General features: G+C 66.3%; 23 protein-coding genes. 15 read left to right on the top strand and 8 right to left on the bottom strand.

The genetic code is table 11. From position 1 onward, the window contains the following. Nucleotides 1-233: 233 nt before the first annotated feature. From NAM01S_RS24485 to NAM01S_RS24445, 9 genes are all read left to right on the top strand, one after another. On the top strand, nucleotides 234-545 hold the full coding sequence (locus NAM01S_RS24485; protein ID WP_067789128.1) for a hypothetical protein: 312 nt from the start codon (nucleotides 234-236) through the stop codon (nucleotides 543-545). 28 nt (nucleotides 546-573) lie between these two features. Continuing rightward, complete coding sequence (locus NAM01S_RS24480; RefSeq protein WP_067789125.1) at nucleotides 574-894, top strand: VOC family protein; 321 nt, start codon at nucleotides 574-576, stop codon at nucleotides 892-894. 12 nt (nucleotides 895-906) lie between these two features. Beyond that, a complete protein-coding gene (locus NAM01S_RS24475) occupies nucleotides 907-1,431 on the top strand; it encodes an FAD-dependent monooxygenase (protein WP_067789122.1) in 525 nt (174 codons plus the stop codon). A 23-nt stretch (nucleotides 1,432-1,454) separates the two neighbouring features. After that, nucleotides 1,455-3,044, top strand: coding sequence for a bifunctional 3-(3-hydroxy-phenyl)propionate/3-hydroxycinnamic acid hydroxylase MhpA (gene mhpA, locus NAM01S_RS24470; protein WP_067789120.1), 1,590 nt, complete (start codon nucleotides 1,455-1,457; stop codon nucleotides 3,042-3,044). Further along, nucleotides 3,041-4,171: an alpha/beta hydrolase family protein gene (locus NAM01S_RS24465; protein WP_067789117.1), complete on the top strand. Its 1,131-nt coding sequence runs from the start codon at nucleotides 3,041-3,043 to the stop codon at nucleotides 4,169-4,171. Before mhpA ends, NAM01S_RS24465 begins: the two co-directional genes overlap by 4 nt. Further along, a complete protein-coding gene (locus tag NAM01S_RS24460) occupies nucleotides 4,168-5,721 on the top strand; it encodes an FAD-dependent monooxygenase (RefSeq protein ID WP_067789115.1) in 1,554 nt (517 codons plus the stop codon). The genes NAM01S_RS24465 and NAM01S_RS24460 overlap by 4 nt, the downstream gene beginning before the upstream one ends. Nucleotides 5,722-5,731: 10 nt before the next feature. Further along, nucleotides 5,732-6,175: a nuclear transport factor 2 family protein gene (locus tag NAM01S_RS24455; protein ID WP_067789112.1), complete on the top strand. Its 444-nt coding sequence runs from the start codon at nucleotides 5,732-5,734 to the stop codon at nucleotides 6,173-6,175. Continuing rightward, the gene (locus NAM01S_RS24450; RefSeq protein ID WP_067789109.1) at nucleotides 6,172-6,738 is read left to right on the top strand and encodes a carboxymuconolactone decarboxylase family protein; all 567 of its coding nucleotides are present in this window, start codon (nucleotides 6,172-6,174) and stop codon (nucleotides 6,736-6,738) included. The genes NAM01S_RS24455 and NAM01S_RS24450 overlap by 4 nt, the downstream gene beginning before the upstream one ends. 898 nt (nucleotides 6,739-7,636) lie before the next feature. After that, on the top strand, nucleotides 7,637-8,386 hold the full coding sequence (locus tag NAM01S_RS24445; RefSeq protein WP_157107889.1) for a DUF8020 domain-containing protein: 750 nt from the start codon (nucleotides 7,637-7,639) through the stop codon (nucleotides 8,384-8,386). 311 nt (nucleotides 8,387-8,697) lie between these two features. Here NAM01S_RS24445 and NAM01S_RS24440 read toward each other — a convergent pair whose 3' ends face one another. After that, nucleotides 8,698-9,615: a LysR family transcriptional regulator gene (locus NAM01S_RS24440; protein ID WP_157107888.1), complete on the bottom strand. Its 918-nt coding sequence runs from the start codon at nucleotides 9,613-9,615 to the stop codon at nucleotides 8,698-8,700. Nucleotides 9,616-9,802: 187 nt separating this feature from the next. Between NAM01S_RS24440 and NAM01S_RS24435 the strand changes: the two genes are divergently transcribed. Both NAM01S_RS24435 and NAM01S_RS36745 read left to right on the top strand, forming a co-directional pair. Next, nucleotides 9,803-10,426: a DedA family protein gene (locus tag NAM01S_RS24435; RefSeq protein ID WP_067789103.1), complete on the top strand. Its 624-nt coding sequence runs from the start codon at nucleotides 9,803-9,805 to the stop codon at nucleotides 10,424-10,426. A 1-nt stretch (nucleotide 10,427) separates the two neighbouring features. Beyond that, entirely contained in the window at nucleotides 10,428-10,562 is a 135-nt protein-coding gene (locus tag NAM01S_RS36745; RefSeq protein WP_255284331.1) for a hypothetical protein, read from the top strand. Between the two features lie 72 nt (nucleotides 10,563-10,634). Here NAM01S_RS36745 and NAM01S_RS24430 read toward each other — a convergent pair whose 3' ends face one another. Further along, nucleotides 10,635-12,581 (bottom strand): ArnT family glycosyltransferase, encoded by a 1,947-nt coding sequence (locus NAM01S_RS24430; protein WP_372511726.1) that lies wholly within the window; start codon nucleotides 12,579-12,581, stop codon nucleotides 10,635-10,637. Between the two features lie 432 nt (nucleotides 12,582-13,013). Between NAM01S_RS24430 and NAM01S_RS24425 the strand changes: the two genes are divergently transcribed. Continuing rightward, the gene (locus NAM01S_RS24425; protein ID WP_067789275.1) at nucleotides 13,014-15,044 is read left to right on the top strand and encodes an ArnT family glycosyltransferase; all 2,031 of its coding nucleotides are present in this window, start codon (nucleotides 13,014-13,016) and stop codon (nucleotides 15,042-15,044) included. A 207-nt stretch (nucleotides 15,045-15,251) separates the two neighbouring features. Here the strand turns inward: NAM01S_RS24425 and NAM01S_RS35295 are convergent, their stop codons facing one another. From NAM01S_RS35295 to NAM01S_RS35290, 3 genes are all read right to left on the bottom strand, one after another. Continuing rightward, the gene (locus NAM01S_RS35295; protein WP_157107887.1) at nucleotides 15,252-15,455 is read right to left on the bottom strand and encodes a hypothetical protein; all 204 of its coding nucleotides are present in this window, start codon (nucleotides 15,453-15,455) and stop codon (nucleotides 15,252-15,254) included. A 62-nt stretch (nucleotides 15,456-15,517) separates the two neighbouring features. Continuing rightward, nucleotides 15,518-17,176 carry an FUSC family protein gene (locus NAM01S_RS24420; protein WP_067789274.1) on the bottom strand — a complete coding sequence of 553 codons (1,659 nt, stop codon included), beginning with the start codon at nucleotides 17,174-17,176 and terminating at the stop codon, nucleotides 15,518-15,520. A gap of 321 nt (nucleotides 17,177-17,497) precedes the next feature. Next, entirely contained in the window at nucleotides 17,498-17,698 is a 201-nt protein-coding gene (locus NAM01S_RS35290) for a hypothetical protein (RefSeq protein ID WP_157107886.1), read from the bottom strand. Between the two features lie 669 nt (nucleotides 17,699-18,367). Here NAM01S_RS35290 and NAM01S_RS24415 point away from each other — a divergent pair. After that, on the top strand, nucleotides 18,368-19,324 hold the full coding sequence (locus tag NAM01S_RS24415) for an alpha/beta hydrolase (protein ID WP_067789100.1): 957 nt from the start codon (nucleotides 18,368-18,370) through the stop codon (nucleotides 19,322-19,324). A 20-nt stretch (nucleotides 19,325-19,344) separates the two neighbouring features. Then, nucleotides 19,345-20,928, top strand: coding sequence for a flavin-containing monooxygenase (locus NAM01S_RS24410; protein ID WP_067789098.1), 1,584 nt, complete (start codon nucleotides 19,345-19,347; stop codon nucleotides 20,926-20,928). Nucleotides 20,929-21,572: 644 nt separating this feature from the next. Here the strand turns inward: NAM01S_RS24410 and NAM01S_RS24400 are convergent. Continuing rightward, complete coding sequence (locus NAM01S_RS24400) at nucleotides 21,573-22,295, bottom strand: response regulator transcription factor (RefSeq protein WP_067789092.1); 723 nt, start codon at nucleotides 22,293-22,295, stop codon at nucleotides 21,573-21,575. A 343-nt stretch (nucleotides 22,296-22,638) separates the two neighbouring features. On the opposite strand from NAM01S_RS24400, the gene NAM01S_RS24395 reads away from it, so the two are divergent. Beyond that, the gene (locus NAM01S_RS24395; RefSeq protein WP_067789089.1) at nucleotides 22,639-22,875 is read left to right on the top strand and encodes an aldo/keto reductase; all 237 of its coding nucleotides are present in this window, start codon (nucleotides 22,639-22,641) and stop codon (nucleotides 22,873-22,875) included. 318 nt (nucleotides 22,876-23,193) lie between these two features. Here the strand turns inward: NAM01S_RS24395 and NAM01S_RS24390 are convergent, their stop codons facing one another. Further along, a complete protein-coding gene (locus NAM01S_RS24390; protein WP_067789086.1) occupies nucleotides 23,194-24,366 on the bottom strand; it encodes a PucR family transcriptional regulator in 1,173 nt (390 codons plus the stop codon). 604 nt (nucleotides 24,367-24,970) lie between these two features. Continuing rightward, the gene (locus NAM01S_RS24380) at nucleotides 24,971-25,765 is read right to left on the bottom strand and encodes an oxygenase MpaB family protein (RefSeq protein WP_157107885.1); all 795 of its coding nucleotides are present in this window, start codon (nucleotides 25,763-25,765) and stop codon (nucleotides 24,971-24,973) included. Between the last annotated feature and the right edge of the window lie 10 nt (nucleotides 25,766-25,775).

Genomic DNA, 25,775 nt, shown 5'->3' with positions numbered 1-25,775 from the left:
GGCTCTGCACTCAGCGGTGCCAGAGGGCACAGAGGCGCGGTGCTCGACGGCGTCGAGGAATGCGCACGGCATGTGCAGGACCGCGGCACCCGGCTCACTGCCATCGGACCCGACCACCAGTTCTTACGAAATCTTCTTGGAGTATCGAAACATAGCTGGTACTTTCGAAAGTGATTCAGTGCACACCACCCGGGCGGCGTAGGGCCGCCCTCCTGAACCAGGGAGTACGCACCGTGCGTTTCGCCAACATCGCGGACCGACTAGCGCTCGCCACCCCCGTGGACACAGTGGTGGACGTCGAACGAGCCACCGGCGGCAAATTCGGTGCGCGGATCCAAAACGCCTTCGAGCACTGGGACGAGCTGCTCGAGGTCGCCGCGGGTCTGGACCCCGCGGCGTCCGACGCCTGGAGCCACATCCCGGAAACGTCGGAGCGACAGGACATCTCGGAACGCGACCGCCAAGTAGTCGGCCCCGGGGAGGAATTGGTCAGTTACGTCCGCCATGTCGGCGAGATGCGCCACCTGATGGTCGCAGGCCACTGAGCTGGACAACGAAAACCAGGAGCTCGCAATGACGCTGCACCGACTTTCCTCGGTCACGATCGGTGTGCCCGACCCGGCCGCGACCCGCGACTACTACACCGAGTTCGGGCTCTCACCCGAACCCGGCGGCTGGCTGGGCACCCGAGACGGCGGCAACCAGCTGAGGTTGGTGCACGCGCCGGCCCGCCGCCTCGTCGAAATCGTGGTCGGTGCGGACGATGCCGACGACCTGGACGCGGTCGCCGCCCGGCTGCGCGCCATCGACCTGTCCGGCCCGCCGCCACCACCGTCGTTCCTGCACCCCGAAGACCTCGCCGCCCTCATAGCCGGCGCGCACCACGCCCGATAGCGGAGAGTATCGATGCCGGAAACCATCCACGATGTGGCTGTAGTCGGCGACAGCCCGGTCGGGCAGTTGCTGGCGCCGGTGCTCGGCCGACGGGGTCACGACGTTCTCGTCCTGGAACGCTGGCCCCAGCCCTACGACAAACCGAGGGCGGTGCGCCACGGCGGGTTCGTCGGGCTGCTCGATCTCTTGACCGGAGCTGGATTCACGCTCCTCACCGACGGAGTGTGCGCGGATACCGCGTTGCCCGACGACCGGTGGTCCTTCCTCGACGAGATCGATGCGACGGTCGGCCCGATCTCCACGGGAGGACGGCTCTGCACCTACGCCGACAGCGATGACGGCTACCTGCCCTGGCTGCGCGCACACGGCTGGACCGCGGCGATGGTCAGGCCCGACTTCTATTTCTTCGGCGCGGCCCGCACCCCGGAGGAACTGCGCGACCTCGTGGACCAACTGCGCGAGCAGCTGCGCACGGTGCCGAGGCCACCCGAGTCCACGCCTACCACCACACTGCCCGGCCTCGGCGCCCTGCCGTAACCATTCCGACCCAGGAGACAACGATGTCAGACAACGAAATCTACGACGTGGCAGTGATCGGTTACGGTCCGGTCGGTCAGACCATGGCCGCGCTGCTCGGCTCGGCCGGGCACACAGTAGCGGTCTTCGAGCGCTGGCCCTCGTTGTACGGACGCGCCCGCGCCGGACACATCGACCACGAGATCATGCGGATCTTCCAGTCGATCGGCATCGCCGAACGCCTGGAGGAGGACATGTTCCGCGCGAACAAGTACGTCTTCCGCAATGCCGAGGGTGAGACGCTGATGACCTTCGACTGGGATCGAGACGGCATCTCGGGCTGGCCATCGGACTACATCATGTACCAGCCATACATCGAGGACGCCCTCGATGACAAGGTCCGAGACCTGACTTCGGTCAACGTGTTCCGAGGCTGGGAGGCTGCGTCGATCGAACGCCACACCGACCACGTCCAGGTCGAGTTCCGATCCGTCCACTTCATCGGCCATCACAAGGTCCTCGGCGACGACGCCCGGACAGTCCGTGCCAAATACCTCGTCGGAGCGGACGGCGCGAACAGCACCGTGCGTGCGCACATCGGCAGTACCCAAACCGATTTCGGCTTCCGCGAGACGTGGCTGGTCTGCGACCTGGAGCCGCTCGAGCCATTGGATTTCGGCTTCGACAACGGCCAGATCTGTGATCCGGCCCGGCCGCACTGCCTGTTCCAGCTGGGCAAGCGCCACCGCCGCTTCGAATTCGCGCTGCTTCCGGGCGAATCCGCTGAGCAGATGAATGACGCCGACGTGGCCTGGAAACTGATGGCGCCCTATGGCGTCAGCGAGCGAAACGCGAAGCTCGTCCGGCAGGCGGTCTACACCTTCCAGTCCAAGCTGGCCGACCGCTGGCGCGACGGCCGCATCTTTTTGGCCGGCGACGCGGCGCATGTCATGCCACCGTTCATGGGTCAGGGCATGTGCTCGGGCGTGCGCGACGCGAAGGCCCTCGCCTGGCGGTTGAGCTTGGCGCTGCGCGGCATCGGCGGCGCGGGCCTGTTCGATTCCTATCAGACCGAGCGCGCACCGCACGTCGCCGCGCTGATCGGGATGTCCATCGAAGCCGGGCGGGTCTCGTGCACCTTCGACCCGGACGTCGCCGCCGCCCGCGACGAGGCGTTCCGGCGTGGCGACGTCCCGCCACCCGCCCCGTTCCCGCACCTCACGGGCGGGCTACTCGGCGCCGATTCCGGCACAGGCGTCGCGGGAACCCTTGCTCCCCAGGGCCGTATCGCGACCGCCGAGTTCACCGGCCGCTTCGACGACGTGTTCGGTGCAAGCTGGGTCCTACTTCTCGCACCGGGCGTCGCCGGGCACCTCGACGCTCAGCGCACCGCGGCGCTCGAGCATCTCGGCGGCAAGATCGTGACGCTCTCCGCGCCGGGCGCCGGCGGCGAGGTTGTGGACGTCGACGGATACTATGCGGCGTATTTCGCCGAGCACGGTCTGGCGGCGATCCTCTATCGACCAGATTTCTACGTCTTCGCCGCGACCTCCGATCCGGGCGCGATCGCCTCCCTGGTCGATGACCTCGAGGCCAAGCTCGGCGCGCTCGTGCCCGCCGAGGCCGTCGGATGACGGCGGGCGCCGACTCGTCCTGGCGGGCCGAAGCCGAAGCGCACAAACGCGCGATGCCGATGCAACGCCTGATCGGCAACGGCATGGACTACGCCGATGTCGTCGACCTCTACGCAGCGGTCGACACAGGACGGCCGTGGCCGGACGCCGCCGCGGCACTCGGCGAACTCAACGCCGAACGCGCCGGAAAAGCCGCTGCACAGGGTCATTTCACCACCGCACGCGACTGGCACCTGCGGGCGTCTGCTTGCTACCGAGTCGGTCAAGTGCCGCTTGCCGACAGCGATCCGCGCAAGCGCGACATGTACCGCTCATTGATCGGGCACTACGGCCGGGCCGGAGAGCTCAGCGACCCGCCGGTCGATCACGTCGAGATCCCCTACGACGGAGGCGCGCTGTGCGGCTGGCTGTTGCGTCCCTCCGACGTCCCGGCACCACCGGTGGTCATCGTCATGGGCGGATTCGACGGATGGCGCGAGGAGTATCACGTCGGCGCCGAATACCTGCTCGCGCGCAATGTGGCAGCGTTCCTGGTGGATGGACCCGGCCAGGGCGAGACCCGCCTGTTCCATGGCCTGCATATGGATTCTGCCGTCGCCAAGGCTTTCTCGGCCGTCATCGACTATTTGCTGACCGACCGCAGACTCCGGTCCACGGTCGGTATCTGGGGAAACAGCATGGGCGGCTATCTCGCTGCGCTCACCGCGGCCACCGACGATCGGATCGCCGCGTGCTGCGTGAACGGCGGCACCATCCGGCCTGCCGAGATCCTCGACAGGTACCACCGTTTCGCCGGCAAGGTGATGCCGCTGCTCGGCATCGATGACCCCGACCGAGCCAGGCACGCACTCGAGCAGTTCACGCTCTCTCCCGAGCTGCTCGGACAGCTGACCTGTCCGCTGCTGGTGCTGCACGGTACGCCCGACCGGGTCTTTCTGGTGGAGAACGCGCGCGCACTGCACGACGCGGCAGGCAGTGCCGACAAACGCTTCCACGAGTGGGTCGATGGGGATCACTGCCTCTACAACCACTCCCACGAAAAGCACGTTCTCGTCGCGGACTGGTTCGCCGATCGGCTCTACGACACGACAGCGACCAATGGCAGCGTTCCAGGAGAATATCCATGACTGATACACCTACCGATGTCGACGTGCTCGTGGTCGGCGGCGGCCCCTCCGGTCTCACCGTGGCCGCCGAGATCGCCGCGAGCGGCGCCAGCGTCCGCGTCCTCGAAAAGCGCAGCGCCGACCCGATCTCGCGGGCGGGCACCCTGCTGCCGCGACCGCTCGAGCTGTTCGACGCCCGCGACATCGCCGACCGCTTCATCCGCCGGACCTGCGAGATCAACCCGCATCCGTTCCAGACCTGGCACATCTGGGGCGGCATGCATCCGGTCGACTGGAGCTCCCGCGAATCCCGATTCCGGTTCACGCTGTTCCTCCCCCAACACGAGACCGAGCTCATCCTCCGCGGCTGGGCGACCGAGCAGGGCGTGGACCTTCGCTTCGGGAACGAGGTCACCGATCTCGCGCAGAGCGACGGCGGCGTGACGGTGACCTCGACCGACCCACATGGCCTCACCCGCACCACCCGAGCGCGCTACGTCGTCGGCGCCGACGGCGGACAAAGCGCGGTCAGGAGGCTGTCCGGGATAGATTTCGAAGGTAGAGACGCTACTTTCACCGGAATCATCGCCGATGCCGAACTCGAGTTCCCATGGCAGGGCGGGCTGCGGGTCGGCCACAACGAGCACGGCTGGCTCACCACGTTCCTGTTCGGCCCGGGTCTCACCCGCTTCACCGTGGTCCACGCCGAGGGCCGCGCCAAGGCGAAATCCGAACCGGTGACCGCGGACGAGGTGGCCCGCTACGTCAGCGAGATCCTCGAAGAGCAGGTCCGTATACCCGTGCTGCGCGGGGCCTCACGCTACACCGACGCCCAGCGCATCGCCGCGCGCTTCCAGCACGGCCGGGTATTCCTGGTCGGCGAATCCGCTCGGATCCACTACCCGGCCAGCGGCATCGGCATGAACTACTGCCTGCAGGACGCGTTCAACCTCGGCTGGAAAATCGGCGCCGTCCTAGGCGGCTTCGCTGACGAAAGTCTCCTGGACACTTACGAATCCGAACGTCGTCCGATCAGCCTCGATCTGCTCCGAACGGTCGATGTCCAAGTCGCCATCCAGTTCGATTTCAGCCCCGAAGGACTCGCCCTGACGTCGGCGTTGCAGGAACACTTCCTCACGCTTCCCGACGTCACCGCGCGGCTGCATCTCGAGCTCAACGGCCTGGAATCCCGCTACCCGTGCGAGCCCGGCAGTCATCCACAGGTCGGCCGCCCCGTGGCCGACTTCGAACTGATGCTGCGCGACGGGCACTCCATCCGGCTCTACGAACTGCTCCACGACCAGCATTTCGTGCTGATCGATATCAGCGGCACCCGGGCGCTGCGCGACGTCGAGTTCCCTGGCATGCCGATTCGATTGGTCGAGGCACACCCGGTGCGGCGTCCGCCCGCGCTCGACGGTGTCACGATGTTGCTCGTCCGGCCCGATACCTACCTGGCCTGGGCCAGCGTAGTTTCGCCCAGCGTCGAAACCGCCCGCGCTCAGGTCTCCCGCTGGCTGCGCGAACAGAACGACTTCCACCCGGCGACCGCCGCCATGACCGAGAAGTGACGACCCACCGATGACAGACACCAGCTTCACCATCGCCCGCGCCAACGACCGTGCGCTAATCCACGCCGTCGTGCACCGATACGCCCACACCGCCCGCGACAAGCTGGACTTCGCGGACATGCTGCCGCTGTTCACGCCGGACGCCGAACTAGTGCTGCCAGATGGAACCTCGGTCCCGCCCGCCGAACTCGGCAAGGTGGTGCGCGGCGGCGAGGCCGCGTTCATTCGCCACCACATCACGACCGTCGACATCCGCTTCACCGGCGACGACTCGGCCGATACCGAGACCTCCTTCCTCGCGGTCACCGACGAGGCGGCCCCGGATCACTGGGGGCATTGGCACGACACGTTCCGCAGGCAACCCAGCGGCGCCTGGCTCATCCAGCGACGCGCCATCGTCGTCGAGGGCGCCGCTCCCCAGGGCTGGTTCCATCGCATGTATCTGGCGCGATGACCGGTACGGACGAGCAGCCGGGCCGCGACGCGCTCACCGCGCGGCAGCGCGCCGTGTACGACGCGATCGTGCACGGCCCGCGGACTACGAGCCCGCAACACTTCCAGATCGCCGACGCGGACGGCCGCCTGCTCGGTCCATTCGGGCTGATGGTCGAAGTACCCGAGACCGGTGAACCGCTCCAGGCACTCGGTGCGGCGCTGCGCTACCGGACCTCGTTGACCGCTCGGGAACGGGAGATCGCGATCCTGACCGTGGCACGTTGCACCGCAAGCGCTTTCGAACGTTACGCACACGAGGCGGTCGGCCGGGCCGCCGGGCTGACCGACGACGAGATCGACGGGCTACGTACGGGACACTTCGTCGCAGCCAACGACCGGGAGGCCGCCGTCGCAGCCCTCGCCGCGTGCAGCGCCGACACATCGATCCTGACACCCGACAATCGACCCGAGAACGACGTCCTCGCCCGGACGGCCGTGATCGAGGTGACGGTGCTGGCGGGCTACTACCGCAGCCTCGCGCAGCTCATGGGTCTGTTCAGCATCGGCGCGCCCATCCAGTGATCCACGAGTCGCTGGTGATCGAAATAGTGCGCTATCACGCAGTCCGGTGTCGCTCGAGCCGCTCAGCGTGGCGCTGCGCGGTCGTGGCATCGAACCATTGAGACCGCGGATACTTCGGCGCCCAGAGTGAATCGAACGAAAGGTTACTTGTAGGCGGTGTCCTGGCGCAGCAGGTCGCCCGCTTGCAGGGTGGTCGGCATATGGTGCTCCGTCGAGCGCGCGACGCCGAACTCGTCGGCCACCCCGGCGGCGCGCAGGGGCATAATGCCTGAGCATCAACATAATTCGCGCCGCGTTGTCCACCGCTGCGGTGGAATAGCCTTGGGTATGGTCACGGTCTCCTCGCGAGCGAAGGGGCGCCGCCACTCCTCCGGCCTTGTTCTGCGAGCAAGAACCTCCTACACAGGCCGCCACAGCAAAGATTTCGCTCAGCAGACACCCGACTGCCCTCCAGTACATTTGCCGCCCGAAAGTTCTTGACTCGGCACCTCGCATTCGCCTACTGTGCGAAACGTGATCTAAACAACAGAACATTCATGAATGTCCAGCAGGTCACAGTGGGCGTGCGGACCGAGCCTTCAACGACCACCCACCCGGATTGCACGCTCCCGAGGACAAACCCGCACCGGGGCAACCGGTATCGATGGACTCAACGGATGCCGCGCACGTGCGCGGCGGCCGTCCCGCGCATCCACCGTTCGACCCACCCCGATCGTTGACGACCACGACCGGGTCCGGCGCGAAATCGTCGAGGGCCAAGCAGCGCCTCGACCGAGATCTCTCGGCAGCAAGAACCGCGACCGTCGCGGCATCACCGGCGTTGCCTCCTGACAGAACAGGACAGCGGCGACGGTGACACTGCCGAGTTGTGTAAGAGATAGAGATGGAGATGAGGCCGATGATGACCTCGACGCAGAAATCCGCCCTCGTGGCCGCCACGATAGCGGCGATAGCCACGGCCGCGGCCGCAGGCACGGCACATGCCGATCCGGCCGCCACACAGGCGCCCGAAATCACCAACCTGACAACGGAAGTCCTCCCCGGCGTCCAGTACACCAGCAATCTGGCCGACCAGTCCGTTGTCATCGACACCCCGTTCGGAAAGCTGACGGCTCTGGGTTCTCAGTTCCAGGTCCAGGACGCGTCGGGCGCCACCATTGCCGGCACCTCGTTCTCGACACCGCCGCTGGCCGCCGATGAAACGGTGGCCGGATCGGTGTCCACGTCCGAAACAATGCCCGCTTCCGCGCTAGTGAACGCGGCGACCCCCGTGAACGCACCAGGATCGCCGAGCCCGCAGGATCGGTTCGATCAGGCACTCGGTGCTGCCGCTGGGCAATTCGCCCTCGCGGCGGGTGTCGGCGGGATGGTCGGCGGGCTCACCGGGCTCACCGTTGGCTGCCTCGCGGGCGCCGTCACCGGCGGTACTCTGTTCACTCTGGTCAGCCTCGGCACATTGACGGTCCCCGCGGCACTGACCGGGTGCGTGGGGGGCGCAGCTATGCTGGGCGCGGTACTCTCGCCCTTGGGCGCCGCGGCCCTCGGCATTCCGGTCGGCATCGCCGCGTTCGCGCAGATGCAGAACAAGCTGAACGCTCCGCCCGCACCGGTTTCCGATGCTGCACAACAGGGCATTCCGGCCGTCTGAGAGATCCACGTCGCGGTGGCCCCGTCCCAGCACGCCGGGGCCGCTGCGACGTTTCGTACGCACTCGTCACCGCACTTGCCCGCGATAGCCAACGCATCCCCCAGCGGCACCGGATTCGGGTGGCCCCGCCTCCAGCACGGCGGCGGGGCCACCCACACCATGCCATGCCAATGGTGAGCGCCGCGAGCAGGATACGGGCCGGTCGGGCATCACAGCGAACGTCCGACCGGCTCCCGACTCAGCGATCATCGCCGCTGAAGCTGCCGCCAACCCGCTGCCTGACTGGGAAGCTGCTGGCAGCCACAGATGTCCTACTCGACGGCGGTGTCAGCGTCGAGTAATCGGCCCACATCACCGACGAGCTCGCGGAACCATCGGTGGCCGGAGTCGTGCGCGTGGATCGGATGCCACCACAGCGCGTCGTTGATTGGCCCGGCATCGAAGGGCAGCACCCTCAGCTCCGGCGGCCACGCCAAGTCCCGGGTCAATCTTCGTTGGACAACGCCGACCCGATCGGTGCCGCGAACGTATCGCGGCAGTGCCAAGAAGCTGTCGATCACCGCGTGCGGCTGAATCTGTACACCGCGCTCGGCCAGCCTGCGCATCACCAAAGGCATCTGACGTCGGTCGTGCTGGCCGAATACCCATCGCAGATCGTCGAGCCGCCGCCAATCCAGCGTCTCCCCCACATGTTCGTTGCGTCGATCGACGATCGCCACCCACTCGTCGGCAAAGAGTTCGATGCCGTGCAATCCGGCCGGCAGCGTGCCGCGTGGCGCGATCAGCCCGTCCACCGAGCGCATCTCGGTATCGGAAGGAACGGCGAAGCCGAATTGCCGGAACCGCAACACCGCGTGCGGCGCCTGTGTCTCGAACGCCGACAACAGTGCTGGGCCCAGCACCGCGACGGCGTAATCCGAGATCACCAGCGCGAATTCCCGCTCGGTGGTGGACGGATCGAAGTGGGACTTGGTTGCGAACAGCCGATCCGATAGCTGCATGACCCCGGCCACCTGTTCGCTCAGTTGCACCGCCAGCGGGGTGAGCTCGTATCCGTTGCCGACGCGCACCAGCAGTTCGTCGCCGAACTTCCTGCGTAATCGCGCCAGCAACGCGCTCGCCGCCGGCTGGCTGACACCGATACGCTCTGCGGCACGACTCACATGCCGCTCCTCGAGCAGCGCGTGCAGCGCGACCAGAAGATTCATATCGGGGCGCGGAGTGGTCACCACCTAATGATATCCACGGCGCTTATCACCGAATACAAACTATTGACTTCTCATATACCTGACCGGCATCCAGGATCGGCGTCATGACCACCGAGGTTCTTCCATCGATCGACGGCGCTCACCACACCCCGCATCTAGCGGGCGCGATATCTCCCTCGGCATGCGCAACGGAGGCGGAGGCGTAACCGTGGGCGACATAACCAGCATTCTCGACGGCCTGCACGGCCCGACGCTGTACCTGGCACTCGTGGCGCTCGTCGCCGTCATGTTCTGGTTTCCGATCGGCATGCTGCTGCCTGGCGAGCCGTTTCTAATTTTGGCGGGCGTCCTCGCCGCGAGCGGTCAACTCTCGCTACCGCTCGTCTTCACCGCGATAGCCGTAACCGCGGTCGTCAGCCCGAGTCTGGCCTTTCAGGTCGGGCGCCGCATCGACGACCGAGTCGAACGCGCGCAGAAGGACTCCAGAATTGTCGGCCGGTTGCTGACCAAAGGCGAAGCCTTCCTGCTCCGCCGCGGCGAGCTGGCGGTGGCGATCGCCTGCTGGGTGCCGCCGATTCGCGCGGTGGTGCCGCTGCTGATGGGCGCCGCGCGGTACTCGTTCCCACGCTTTCTCGCATTCAGCGCGGCGGGCACGACGGCCTGGGTGGCGATCTTCGTGATCGGCGGCTATCTGGCCGGTCCCATCTTCAGCAAGTACGTCGGCCCGATCAGTCTGGCGCTGCTCGCGGTGACGCTCGCGGTCGCGTTGATCGCCCGGCTGCGGCGTCGACGCGACGCGAAGCGGCCGAACCTCGTCGACGAAAGGAATTGAGATGAACGACATTCTGGCGCTGACGCGCGCCGTGCTGATCGGTGGCACCGGACCATGGGCGCCGTCCACCAAGTCGTCCATGGCGGTCGCGTCGTCGACAACGCGAAGTAACGACACCAGCGAAGGCGTTTCATGACAACGGTACGAGCTGGCGCGCCAGCGGCGGCGCAAAGCGGCGACCCGAGCTGACCCGGTTGTCGCGGGAAGGTCAGCGGGCGGCGGTGAGGTCGTACAGTGTGACGCCGTCGACCTGGGTGGCCGCGAAGTTCGCCCTGACCCATTGCGCGATCTTCGTGCTCTCCGATTCGGAGCGGCCCAATCCGGGCGCGCGGCTATCGGCGTCGCCGATGAAATAGTGCACCACGCCCTCACGCACGTACTGCTGGAACTGATCCAAGGTGGGCGAGGGGTCCCCGCCGATGAAACCGCCGATCGGCATCACCGGATGCTGGGTGGCCAGCTGGTAGCTCGCGGCATTGCCGGCGGTGATGGTGGCCGCCACCCACATGTAGGCATCAGCATCGGCGTTCAGCAGCGCGAGCACCCGGTCGCCGGGCTTGCGCGCCTCGTCCGGCCGGCCTGCCGGAACCTCACGCGCGGCGCCGGCGCCGCCTTGCGGAACGGCGCCAGGCGCACCGGGCGGGGCGGATGGCACACCCGGATTACTTTGCGGTCTGGGCACGTTGCCGTTCGGTCCAGGCGGCCCGCCCAGCATCAGCCCGCCGTGCGGAACGCTGGGACCTGCGATCGGCATGCCGCCGGTGTGCGGGCGTGCGATCGTATCGGCCACGTACGCGACCGGCCCGGCCAGTCCGGTCACCGCGGTGGCCGCAACTGCGACGACCGCCACCCGACGGGACACCCGGAACAGCAACGCCACCGTCGCCACCAAGGCGGCCGCGAGTACGACCCATCGCAGCCAGGGCACGAAATTCGTCGTACGCCCGAGAACCATCCAGGCGGTCGCCGCCGTCAGAACCACGGCGAGCGCGAGAACGACACCCACCCAACGCTGTTCGCGTTGCCGCCACAACATGACCGAGCCCCCGCCGACGAGTGCGGCGACCGCAGGAGCCAGCGCGACGGTGTAGTACTCGTGGAAGCCTCCGGTCATGAAGCTGAAAACCGCCCCGGTGGTGAGCAACCACCCACCCCAGAGCAGAAACGCCGCACGCCGCGGGTTCGTGCGAGCTGCTCTGCCACACAGAACGATTCCGGACACCAACAGCACCAGCGAAGCAGGGACAAGCCAGGCGATCTGGCCGCCGAGCGCCTCCCCGAACAACCGGGTCAGACCCGCCCCGTTCGATCCGGCCCCCCGGTCGCCACTCAACCGGTTCATCCCGTTGTAGCCGAATGTCAATTCCAGGATCGAATTGTGCGAGGAACCGCCGATCCACGGCCGAGCCGATTCCGGCCGCAATTCCACGATCAACACCCACCACCCCGCAGCGCCCACCATCGAGGCGCCTGCCGCGAACAATTGCAGAACGCGCGTGCCTACTTTGGGCGGACCGGCGATCAAGTAGGTGAGCGCCAAAGCGGGGACCACGAGTAGCACCTGAAGTTGTTTGGTGAGAAACCCGATTCCGATGAATGCGCCCGCGAGCACCAGCCAGCGGGTGCGCCCATCCTCGATGCCACGCAGCAGCGCCCATGCCGCCGCGACCATGAGGAAGACCAACAGCGCATCCGGGTTGTTGTACCGGAACATCAAGGCCGCCACCGGCGTCAGCGCCATCACCAGTCCGGCAAGCAATCCGGCTGTGGGACCGAACTGGCGTCGCACGATCGCCCATAGCAGGGCGACCGTCGCCACCCCGAGTAACACCTGCGGGACCTGAATGCTCCAACTGCTCAATCCGAAGACACGCACCGACAGCCCCGAAAGCCACAGCGACGCAGGCGGTTTGTCGACCGTGATCGAATTCGCCGCATCGGAGGAGCCGAAGAGGAACGCCGTCCACGACTGCGAACCGGCCTGCGCGGCAGCCGAATAGAAGGCATTCGCCCAGCCGTTGGCCGCGAGGTTCCAGAGATAGGCGACGGCGGTGCCGAGCAGCAAAGCGCCCAACGCGGTCCGCTCCCATCGCGGCAGGCTGTCATCGCGCCGCGCCGTCTCGACCGGCGGCGGTGTTGTCACGGTATCGGTCACCGGGCCACTCTGGACCGCGGACCTCGGACGAAGCTGCACATCGCCTGGGAAGTTGCTGCCGGTGTGATCAGGGAAGATCGGCTGTGCTGATGGCGGGAGATTCATCCGCACGTCGGCGAACCGCCGCCCATCACGCGAGTGATGCCCCGCGCCACCGCGACCACAGCGGGCGCCAGATCCGTGCTGCGAGTCCGTGTCATCGCGCCACATCGCACACAGCTGACGTTCAGCGAACCGTGCGACGACTCTGAGCCACCTCCCAGCTACACCGAGGTCGCCCTGGAGGTTCGGGTTCCACCATCGTATGTACGCCGCACCCGGATCGCACGCGAGGACCCTCCATGTCTCCGGGCATATCGCATGTCGTACACGACCGGCGATAACACCGAGCACGCACCGGCCACCGATGGCCCGGCGGAACGAAGGAAGAGCATGACATCGGCATTGAGACAGCACGAACCGGAGACAGACCGGGAGCGACATCGCGCCGTCGCGCCTGGCCAACGGGATCGGATCACCCGGCTGATCGTCGGACCGTCGACCCAACCACGCTGGGCGCGGCCGGGAGCCCTCCTGCTCCTCCTCGGCACCGCGGCGCTCTACCTGTGGGATCTGACGAACTCCGGTTGGGCCAACACCTACTACTCCGCCGCCGCACAGGCGGGCTCGCAGAGCTGGCAGGCGTTGCTGTTCGGCTCCTTCGACGCGGGCAACGCCATCACCGTCGACAAACCACCCGCCGCGCTCTGGGTGATGGGCCTGTCGGGCAAACTCCTCGGATTCTCCCAATGGTCGGTCCTGCTGCCGCAGGCGCTGATAGGTGTCGCGGCCGTGGCGTTGCTGTACGCGACCGTGCGCCGGTGCGCAGGCCCGGGTACCGGCCTGCTCGCGGCGGCGATCTTCGCCCTCACGCCGGTGGCGACCTTGATCTTCCGGTACGACAATCCCGACGCACTGCTCGTGCTGCTGCTCGTGGCGGGTGCCTATTGCACTGTGCGCGCCATCCAATCTCGTGATACCCGTTGGCTTTCCGTGCAGACGGGATGGCTGGCACTGGCCGGCGTCGCAGTCGGATTCGCGTTCTTGACCAAGATGGGTCAAGCGTTTCTCATCCTGCCCGGCCTCGGTCTGGCGTATCTGATCGGGGCGACGGGCGGGTTCTGGCAGCGTATCGGGCGGCTGCTCGTCGCATGCGCCGCCATGATCGTCGCAGGCGGCTGGTATGTCGCGCTTGTCGAGCTGTGGCCCGAGTCGGCGCGACCGTACATCGGCGGCTCCACCAACAACAGCCTGTGGCAATTGGCCGTGGAGTTCAACGGCGTCGGCCGGCTCTTCGGAGGCAGCGGAGGGGGCGGGCACGCGGGCAACGGATTCAGTGGCGCGAGCGGCATCACCCGGCTGTTCGGAGGCCAGATGGGCGGCGAGATCTCCTGGCTGCTGCCCGCGGCTCTGATCGGACTGCTCGCCGGGTTGTGGCTGACCCGACGCGCACCCAGGACCGACCGCACCCGCGCCGCACTGATCCTCTGGGGTGGCTGGCTGCTCGTCACCGGACTGGTCTTGTCGTTCATGAGCGGCACCGTGCACCCCTACTACACGGTGGCGCTCGCACCCGCGATCGGTGCTATCGTCGCCCTGTCGGTACGTGAATTGTGGTTGCGCAGAACCAATCCCGGGGCGCGACTGACGCTCGCGGCCATGGCCGTGGTCACCGGTCTCTGGTCCTTCGAGCTGCTCGACCGCACCCCGGACTGGCTGCCGTGGCTGCGCTGGACCGTTCTCTTCGGCTCGGTGGTAGCCGCGATCACGCTGGCCGTCGGTTTCGGCCTGGCCCGCCGATACACCGTGGTAATCGCCACTGTCGGTTTGCTTTTCGGCCTCGGCGGCGCGGGGGCCTACGCCGTCGAGACTGCGAGCCACGGCCACAGCGGCGGCAATCCGACTTCGGGGCCCGGCACCAGCGAAACCTTCGGGGGGATGCCCGTCGGCAGCTTCCCCGGCGGCGCCCTGCCCACCGGTGAACTGCCGAGCGGCGGAACCCCTTCGAACGACGAGACTTCGGGCGCCCCTTCGACCGGCGAACTCCCTGAAGGCCTGGGCTCTGTACTCGGCGGCATGTCGGCTGACCTCGGAAACAATGACGAACTGCGAGCGCTGCTGGAGAACACCGACGGTCGCTGGTCCGCCGCCGCCGTCGGCGCGTCCACCGCCGCCGATCTGGCGCTGAGCAGCGGAACCTCGGTCATGTCGATCGGCGGTTTCATAGGCCGCGACGATTCCCCCACCCTCGAACAGTTCCAGCGGTACGTGACAGACGGTGAAATCGGCTACTTCGTCGCGGGCATGGGCGGATTCGGCGGTTCCGACGGTGCGGCGAGTGCGATCACCGCCTGGGTACAGGCCAACTTCGCTTCGACCACGGCCGGCCGCGCCACGGTATACGACCTGTCCCAACCGATCTGACCGAACCCCGACCGGCGGCCCCAATTTCGGCACGGCCACACCGTGCTGGAATCGGGGCCCCGTCGACGACTGCCACCACCGACCCGGCAGGAGCACTGGACGCCTGCCTCGGCAAGCACGGGATCAATATCCTTCGGGGCTCCGGCTCACATTCATCGGCCAATCCTCGTGCGGGCAGTGCGGTCCTACCTGGGGCGGCCTGAGCCTCTAGGGTGAGCCGGGGCCCCGTGCGCGAGGGCCGAGCCCATCGCGCACGGGGTTCTCGATCAGTGAGGCGGCGGAGGAGGACACGGATTCGGGGCCGCCGGGGCCGTGGTCGCAACCCGGCGGCGCGGGCTGCACGATGGCACTGCCCGCGAACGCGACCGGCGCGACCGCCATCGCACCGACCAGTGCTACAGCAGCGATCACCCGCAAAGGGGACGTCCACGACCGAGCCCCAGGCCGGGTGTCCGTGACCCGGATGACCTGAATCACGCTGTCCGCGTATCCGATTCGGGCTCGTGGCTCGGACGGAACTCTTCGTCCCAGCGCCCGATATCGTCCAGGCGCTCTCCCGCAGGCGCTGCCCAGCACGCGGCCAACAGGTCGTATCCCGATCGCAGCAGCGCCGCGTGCGCGGGCCAATGCCTGTGCGTCCAGCCGGGATCGTTGTGCGCGGCATCGATTCCGCTGCGCATTCCGCCGATCAATTCATAGTGCAGATCCCGGCGCAAAGCCAAGGGCGCCTGATCGACAGGGGACAGGCGCAACGCGGCCAGGAGGGCACGCGCCGCCGAGCGCATCCTCTGCTCGGTCCACATGAGATTTCGCCGATCCGCCTTAGCCAGCACGAAATGCAGTGCAAGGACCGCGACGACCACACCGATCAAGGTTTCAGCCAACCGATTTCCTACCACGACTCCAATGTCGCCCGCACTCGCATCCCCGGCCAGGAGCGCGACCGGGGTGATGAACACCGCGGCAATCGCGTAGTTGCGCGTCACGAACAGCTCGATCCCGAACTGCAGGGCGGCCACCACCGCGACCAGCGCGTACCCGGTGGGCGAGAGTTCGTACAGCACCGCGAACAGACCGAGCCCCAGCACCGTGCCGATCAGACGCTGGGTAGCGCGCACTCGGCCGCCCACCCGGTCCGGGCCCGCCTGCAGCACGATGAGCGCGGCCAGGATCGCCCAGTGCGGATGCGACGCGGCGACCAGGCTGCCCAGCCCACCGGCGACGAGGCAGGCGACCCCGACCCGCACTGAGGTGGTGCAAGCATGCGAGTGCACCGACAACGCGCGGCTCAGCCGATAGCTCAGCGGCGGCCGCGCCAGCGGGATCATCCCTTCCGGCAGTTCCTCGATCGGATCGGAGTCCGCCGCGGCGAGCGCGCGGTGCGCGGCTGTCATCGCGACCATATGCGGTGAGCGCGCTGCGCGCGTGGGCACACCAGCGTCGTGGATCGCGGCCCAGCCGTTGGCCACCGCCTCGCCCGCTCGATGTCGTGCGGCGAGCGTCGCCCCACCCGCTGCTATGGCGTCGGCGTATTCCTGTACCGCCTTCACCGCGGCGTCCACCGCCAGACGTTCCGGCTTGCTCGGGTCCACCATGGCACCAGCCATGGACGCCGCGACCGAACCCAGAACACCGAGCAGGGTGCACCACAGGATCGCCCCGATGCCGGTGCCCGACGCCGACGCCACCAGCGCCCCGGCGCAGACCAGCACGAAGAACAATGCCCCCGGCGGACCCAGTCGCGTCGCGTCGATCACGAACACGCCGCCCATCGCGATCGCCGTGAGCAGACCAATCTCGACGACCAGCGTGAAGCCGTCACGGCCCGGCAGCAGCTCGCCAACCAGGCCCCCGACCGCCGCGGCCCCGAGCAACCCCGCGCCCGCGGTGAGAACAACCCACGCACGCACGCGGTAGACGCGCCCCTCCCCGTACAGCACCGCAAACGCACCGAAGGTGACGAACAAAGCGAGCTCAGGATGGCCCGAGGCGACGACGAGCGCGCCGGGCACCCCGAGCGCCGCCGCCGACCGCAGCCCTGCGCTCCATCGACGCCCCGCATGGACGAACCCGAACAGCAGTGCGCGAGCGCGCGGGATCCGAGGGAGTGGGTCGGGGTTAGCGGAGGTCACGTCCCCATAGAACACGAGGGGCACGCCGGTCCATCCCTCCCGAGACAAACTGTGCACATTGCCCCAGCAGAAGTCTTCGATATGGCAATTGCGCCCTTCCTGCGCGGCCACCCCCGAGGCAGAATCAATCAACCTTGGTCCGAAGTCACGCGACGCGACACACGGAAGACGCCAGCCATCTCGTGAGGTTCATCGGGAAGCCGATCATCGTCGATGACGCATGCCGTCGCTCGGCCTCCGCGAAAGGCCCTCACCCGCAAGATATTACAGAGCCGTGATACGAATGACAGCGCAGCATCAGCCCAAACCTTTTCGCCATCTTCACATCGAATCCGGCGCCTTCAAAGTGGACTTCCAGGGCAGCGCTGACCAGATCGCCGACGTCGCAGCGCAACTATCGCAGAGTTCTGTGCGGTATTCGGTCACGGTGGACGACCACATATCCATCGACATGCCGATGCTACCGTGCGCCATATTGTGGAAATGAATCGTTTTATTACTGTCGAACGCAATCGTCACCATAATTGCGATCGTCTGGCCGCCATCCAATCTCTTACGATCGACGGCCGCTGTCGTGGCCGCGATCCGGCGCCCTCCGCGATCCCGCGCAGCATCGGTCTCGCGTCCTCCCCCGGCACCCAGAGACCGGCCGGACCCCGGGACACGACAGAGCTGGCGCGACCTTGTCGCGCCGCTTCCCATGCCGTCCAACCGCCTGCCCAATTGTCCACCATCACCACGGGGCAGGACACGCCACGCATTACCAGTCCGGCGGGCAGAAGCGGCGAAGGCCTTCGGTGCAGTTGTGTAGTCACGCGATCGGCGGCAATGCTGGACAATCCCACAGCGACTCCGGCAGCAGACCGGCCGATGCAATGAGGAACCGTAATCGAGCCACCCGGGTCTTCTCTCGATGGCTATTCTGCACATCGATCTTTCGACTTCTGTGCATTCGGTCCATTCGGTCGGTGAGGTTTGGTGACTACCGTCGCCCAGTATGTCCTCTATCAGCGACACCGTGGTCGCGCACATGGGCGGCGGGCACGGTATCAGCGCAGCCACCGAGCGCCTGATGCCCCCGCAGGGTCCTCGAAATCGCGCTAACCAATCTCGACGCCAAGGAATCGGCCTGGAAGCGTCGCGTCGATACTCACCTTCAGGTCGGAAACTCTCCTCGACCAATGGAATGACATGAGGTTGCAGTACATCGAAGAAGGTGTGAGCTTTCCATCCGGCGACGGTGAATGCCGTGGTTGGTTGTACCGGCCCCCCACCACGAACGGTCAATCCCTCGGCCTGGTCGTCATCGCGCACGGCTTCGGCGGAACACATCTCAGCCAGTATGGTCGCCGCGCGATGCGGATCGTCGAATCAGGCTGCGCCGTATTGGATTTCGACCCGCGCGGATTCGGCGCCAGCCCTGGTTCACCGCGCGGTCGGCTGCGGTTGGCCGACTGGATCGCCGATCTCGAAGCCGCCGTAAGCTATGCCCGCGGGCTGTCCGGTATCGACCCTGAACGAATCGGGTTGTTCGGCTCGTCGCTCGGTGGCGGGTTGGCGCTGGAGGTTGCCGCGCGCGACTCCCGCATCGCGGCGGTGGATGTGATCGTGCCGCTCGTCGACGGACTGTTCGTTACACCGGGTACGCCGGTGGCAGACCGGCTGCGCTCAGCCTCGGCGATACTCCGCGATCTCGTTGGTCGTCGGCTCGGCCGACCTCCGATCCCGGTTCCGGCGGTAGGGCTGCCCGGCAGCGGTGCGCTGATCGTCGGCGAGGCGGACTATCGATCGTTCTTCTCCATCTTCGAGGGCGTCGACGGCCTCGAATGGCTCGAACCACACAGTGTCGCAAGCCATTCCGAACTGGGCGAGTGGCGCAACGACGTGACAGCGGCCGAGCTGATCACCCTGCCGCTGTTCCGACCGGGCCGCCGCGCCGACCGCATCACCGCGCCGTTGCTCGCCCAGATCGCCAGCCAGGACCGCGTGGCGCCCGCCTGGATTCAGCGCCGTTTGCTCTCACGAGCCCCGCACGTCGAGTTCCGCAATATGCCCACCGGGCACTTCGACTCGTTCAGCGGTGAATGGTTCGAACGCACGGCCGCCGCAGACATCGACTTCTTCAGCCGCACACTGGCCGCCAAGTAAGCAATCCAAGGAGCAAATCAATGACGAACTCAGCTCTACCACCGGTAGATCACGAAATCCTGATCATCGGCGCGGGGTTCTCCGGCATCGGCGTGGCAATCAAGCTGGACGAGGCCGGAATGCACGACTTCCGAATCATCGAAGCCGGTGACGGCGCCGGCGGCACTTGGCATTGGAACACCTATCCCGGTATCGGCGTGGACATTCCATCCTTCAGCTATCAGTTCTCGTTCGAGAAGAAGCCGGACTGGTCGCACGTCTATGCCAAGGGTGCGGAACTGAAAGCCTACGCCGAACACTGCGTCGACAAGTACAGCCTTCGATCACGATTCATTTTCGACACGAAGATCGCGCGGATCCACTTCGAAGAGGCCGCGCACCGCTGGCGGTTGTCCAGCACCGACGGGCGTGAGTTCACCGCTCGATACGTCATCAACGCCACCGGCGTGCTCTCCGAGCCGAATGAGGTGCGCTTCAACGGTATCGACGATTTCACAGGGCCGATCGTGCACACGGCGCGCTGGGACCACACGCTCGACTTGAAGGGTAAGCGCGTCGGTGTGATCGGCACCGGCGCTTCCTCGGTCCAGGTGGTTCCGGCCGTTGCGCCGGAAGTGACGCAGCTGACCGTCTTTCAACGCACGCCGATCTGGTGTATCGCGAAGCACGACCGGCCGCTGTCGCCGCGGATGCAGTGGACGCTGGCGCATTTGCCCGGCACCGAGATGCTCGCGCGGATCATCAGCCAGGGATTCGTGGAAACCATTCTGCCGCTGGCCGTGCATTACCACACGCTCTTCCCCATCACGAAGTACGCCGAATGGTCCGCCAGGCGCATGCTCGCCCGGCAGGTCCATGATCCTGGCGTGCGCGAAAAGCTCACGCCCCAGTACGGTTTCGGCTGCAAGCGACCCAGTTTCTCCAATGATTACCTGCCCGCGTTCAACCGGACCAACGTGCATCTGGAGACCGCGGGGATCGACCGGATCACCCCGACGGGGGTCCGCACCGTCGACGGGGTGGAGCACGAACTGGACGTGATCATCTTGGCTACCGGCTTCAAACTGCCGTACACGCCCGGCGTCCCCTACGAATGCGTGGGGACCGACGGCATCGACCTCGATGCCTTCTGGGCCAAGGAGCGCGTACAGGCTTACGAAGGTGTCAGCATTCCGCACTTCCCCAACCTGTTCGCCATGTTCGCGCCCTACGGCTACAACGGCTCGTCGTACTTCACGCTGGTCGAGGTGTGCGCCAAGCACATCGTGCGTGCGTTGGATCAGGCCCGCCGAGTCGGCGCCACCCGCGTCGAGATCACCGGCGACGCCAATTCACGCTACTTCGAGGAAATGATGCGCCGCCGCAAGCGGCAGGTCTTCTGGCAAGACAGCTGTCGAGGAGCCAACAGCTACTACTACGACAGGAACGGAGACGTCCCGCTGAGACCAGTCACCACCATCGAAACATATTGGCGTAGCGGTCATTTCGACTTGAATGATTACCGTTTCGACCGATGGAGGCCGACCACGACCGAGGCCGCCGACGTCAACGAGACCAGCACTCGTCGTGCAGGCAAGCGTAAAGGCGCGGCCGCCCGAACATAACGAGATCCGACCGCCGGTGCCCTGAATCCTCGCGCAGGCGAGACAGCACGGGAGACACTCCCGTTGACCGCGCCGGTGAAGAATGCACGCGTGCCGGGTGTGCCCTCCCCCATGCCGCCACGATGGCCGAACCGAGACCGAAACTGCTTGCGCGAGACCGTCTGCTCGCTCGATGAACGCGGTCGAACAATCGATCGCGATGAGTTTCGTCGATGCCGACAACGACTGCTATGTCGGCATCGCTCGGTGTGTGCATGGGCGCACTGTTGACGAGTTTCGTGGCGACCTGCCGAATTCGATTCTGATCGCCGGATTCGGATTCGGATTCGCTCGTCGGCGCTGGCGCGCGTAATCCGACCGTCCGGAAACCGACGAGCGCACCACGCCTGCGGCCACAGCCGCAAGATCCACCTCGGTCAGATCAAGCGGACGTCCCTCCGTCGAATCACCTCGGCAACAGCAGATCGTCGACGAGCTCTCGAATACGCATGGACTCGGCTCGGATCCGGCTCATGAGCTCACGTGTGCGCGCCTGGGTGCGGGCACCGTCGTGCCGTTACAGCTCCGAGTAGCCACGCACCGATGACAACGGCGTACAGAGTTCGTGTGAGGAGTTGGCAACGAACCGACCCCCGTCCGGACCGTCACGACGCCGATCGGAACCCGCCCGACCGCAGCGTGTAGCCGACGTTGCGGACCGTATGGATGAGCGCGGGATCGCGGATATCGATCTTGCGGCGCAATTGACTCATGAACGTCTCCACCACTCGCCCGTCACGGCCGTCCTCCGAGCCCCACACCCGGTCGATGATCTGTTGTTTGCTCACGACCCGATCGGCGTTCAGCATCAGATAGTGCAGCAAACGGAACTCGGTGGCGGACAACCAGATTTCTTGCCCCGCACGTGTGACGGTGTGCGCATCGGCATTCAAATGCAGGTCGGCGTAGCGCAGCAAATCGGGATCCGTCGACCCGTGGTCCTGGGTTCGCCGCAGGACGGCCTGCACGCGCAGCAGCACCTCCTCGAGGCTGAACGGTTTGCACACGTAGTCGTCGCCTCCCGCGCGCAGACCCTCGATCCGGTCCTCGACGGAGTCGCGGGCGGTCAGGAACAGCACCGGAATGGAATCGCACTGCTGGCGAAGTCGCCGCGCGACGGAATATCCATCGCTGTCGGGAAGCATTACGTCCAACACCACGATGTCGGGACGGCACTCGGCTGCCGAGGTCACAGCGTCCGCGCCGGTGGTGGCGACACGGACCTCGAAGCCGCTCATGTGCAGGACGGAGGAGAGCAGATCGAGGATGTCCGGTTCGTCGTCGACAACCAGAACAGTCGGGCTGGTTGACGTGACACGTGAGTTCACAGCTTCAGGATAGGCGCCCCCGCCGCGTCCCTATGCACCCACATCCACGGTACAACCCCAGCTCACAGGAAACTGTCAGATCCGCCAGAGGTTCGCCTGAGCATCACGGCTGCCGCCAGTCTGCGGCGGCGATGATATTTTCGATCATGGCGAACTTCACCGGCTGACGATTTCGCGGACGCACACCTTGTTGGTAGCCGCGGGGACCGCATTTATCCAGCTGGCGACGTAGGCGCCAGGGGGAGTCGGCCGCGGAAACGGCACAGTCTTCGACACTATCGCGTGCGGCTCGACGGCGGGTGCCGTCCAGCTCGACGTTGGCCTTGGTACGCCCTGCGCGACGTTGGAACCTGCGTCGAGTTCGGCGAGCACCGTCGCTCAGCTGGCACTGGCCTGGCTGCTCACTCAGGGCCGCGACATCGTTCCGATCCCGGGCACCCGCAGCCCCGTGCGGCTCGAGGAAGATGTTGCCGCCGCAGAGGTCACACTCGACCAGCCTCACCTGGACCGAATCCAGGAGATCCTGCCCCGCGGCGCGTGGAACGAACGTTATCCCGCCGCGCATATGCCGCGAGGCTGAGCTCCGATCCTCGGATCTCGCCCGGCTCACATAGGAACCGCAGTACGATTCGCCGCTCCGTGTCGGATGTTGCGCGGCGCGTGTACTGTTTGGCGCGATCGACCCTTCAAGCGGAGCTACGGTTCGACGAATTCCGATGTGGGCGACAACTGCCGAATCCGCTCCGGGTATCCGGCAAACTCGATCCATAACGCTCCCGAGGTAGTCGGCGCCACCGCTGAGGCCGTAATGCGTCACGGCTACGGTGGCGGCGGCGAGTGCGTAATGGCCGCGAGCATCCAATCGCTGTGCCGACTTACATCCGGCCGGGCCGCAGCCTCAGTCGCTCGGCGGACCGCCGATCACTTGCATGATCTCGAGCGCGAGCGCGACCTGCAGAGTGCGCCCCTCGAGCGGCTGGGGTAACAGCCCACGGGCACGCTCGAGCCGGTTGACGATCGTATTGCGATGCGCGAAGAGGGCTTTCGCTGCGTGTGTGGTGCTCGATCCCACGCGCAGATACATCCGCAGCGTCTCACGCAATTCCGGATCGTCGGTCGCCAGCGACCCGAGGGTCCGGCCGACGAACTCCATCGCGCGTTCCATGTCGGCGGTCGCGAGAGCGACCACCTCGATCTCGTCATAGGTGGCGATTCGGGTATCGACGGACAGCCGCCGCATGAGGCGCTGCGTGGTGACGGCGTCGAGATGGCTGCGCCGGAAGCCCTGTAGCCCGGCACCGGTAGAGCCAATCGCCACCCTCGCACCAGGTCCAACGTCGAGGCGCTCGAGAATGTCGGCTATCCGGAACTCTTCCGTGCTCGACACCCACACCCACATAGTTGTGGAGCTGGCCAGGATCGTCAGCGGCCGCACGGAGCCGGTGGCCTGCGCCAGGGCGGTCACGGCTCGCTCGAGCGGGCCCGGGTCGGTCCCGGCGTCGTCGGTCCAGACGACAGCTGCCAGGTGACGGCGGCCCAGGTCATAGCGAATACGCTGACTAGCACGCTTGAGGCTGATCGGCGCGCCCTGCAACACCAACTCCACGGCCTCCATACGCGCGGCATGGTCGACATCGGGGTTCTGACCGCGTTCGTTGTCGATCAGTTCGTACAGCGCGGCGAGCGTGTCGTCGATGTATGCGAAGATCGACCGGTTCACCACGGCGATCAGCTCACGCAGTTCGTCCGGATCGCTGGTCAGCTCGAATGCCATGGTGGTCCAGGTCTGGACAGCGGCGTTCTGGCCGGCGTGGAAATTGGTCAATATCCCGCTGTCGAATCCGTGCCGGACGAACTCCCGGGCCAGATCAACGTTCTCTGGGCCGAGGTTCGGCGTCACGGGCATACCGGGCGTCTTGAAGTTGGCGGTGGCCCAATGGCTGAAGTTGGCGCGAATCGAAGCCAGCAACGCCTCCAGCAGCCCTGGTTCCGAGGCCGCCGACTGCGAGCCCGATGAGGAAAGCACAGCCTCGTCGACAGCCCGGTAGACCTCCTTCGGGTTGTCGAGCATGCGGCCTACCCCGGTGCGAATGAGCTCGGCGATTCGCTCCGACGGGGGTTCCCAGTACCTAGGCACTTTCCTGGGGGGTTTGATCTGCACTTCGCCTCGAATACCGGTCACGGATGGAAACGGTGTCTTGGGGCACGCTACCGCACCCGCAAGCCCACACCGCTCGGTCCCTCCGCGTGTCCGCATTCAACGCGACGTGCGCGCGCAGGTCCCCGCACGGGATCTTCCGGCCGAGTACTTCGGAAAAGCCGCGATGAACTCGACGTGGCAGACCCGGTCGTACTCAGCCGGGAAACCACGAGCATATTTCGGTCCGGACCCCGCACCGCCGAGTCCGTCGCGGCCGTCCACCCCGTGTCGCCGCAGACCCTGCAAGGCGCGCTTGTCGACGGCGGGACCACCGTCTCCGGTTTCGTCCGGCGCCAGCGCTTGTCCGGCGCCGCCGCGAGCTGCTACATCCGGGCCTGAGTCATCTCAGGATCGCCACCTGCCGGTGCTTCTTCGACGCACCCCATTTCACCCGCGCGCTTTCGTGCCGCATTGGGGTCACGCCGTCGGATGTGCGCACCACGGCAACGCCGAAATGACACCTCCACAAGCCCTTTCAGCGTCCGGTCGCCGCCGATCGCCGTCGTCGTCGTTTCGCCGCACGCATCCCCGCCTGTGCCGACAACCGGATGGTGCGACGAACAAGGCCCACCACGGGTGCAGGCGGTTTCTTCTGCCCGACAGCTTCCAAGACGTGATCGGGCTGCAGGGACAGCAGGATCGCACGGCCGACCGGGTGCAACGGCCGCGGCAGCCATCGATCGTTGAACTGGTCGATCAGTGAATCCGCACACCGGCGACCCTCCGGTGTTGCCCGGAAATGCCGGGGATCGTGCTCGTACTCGAAGTTGACACGCTGCATGTCCGCCCAGGTGCGGGGCATATCCTTTACCCCGAGTTGTTCACCGATGGCCAGCCAGTGTGTGACCAGGGCCGCCTTGCGCTTCTCGGTTACCATGTTCAGGCCCACGGTCTGGGTCACCTCGTCGAAAATGGTTGCGAACAACGCGATCCCGCGCACGAAGGTCTCGTTGGACATCGAATAGGACTGCGCATAGTGCTCGTGCATCCGCGCGACCTTCGCCACCGCTGCCCGGGTCTCCGGACTGTCGGCGCCATGCTTCATCCACAAACGGAAATGGTCGGTCGTCGCATCGGCCCTGTTGTCGGCGCGTCGATGGATCTTGCCGGTGCCGCCGCGATCTACGGCAGCGGAATCCTCCACTCCCCCACAGACTCTCATCAATCCGATGGTGTACATCGCGTTGTCGACAACGGCGCTGACGGTCGACCGCTTCGCCGGGCGAACTTCGGTCGTACCGGCAGCGGCCGGGTCTGTATTTCGACTCACGTCTCCTCCT

Origin of the sequence: Nocardia amikacinitolerans NBRC 108937, assembly GCF_001612615.1 — a bacterium.
Classification (GTDB): domain Bacteria; phylum Actinomycetota; class Actinomycetes; order Mycobacteriales; family Mycobacteriaceae; genus Nocardia; species Nocardia amikacinitolerans.
This window is presented reverse-complemented; position numbering and strand designations above follow the sequence as displayed.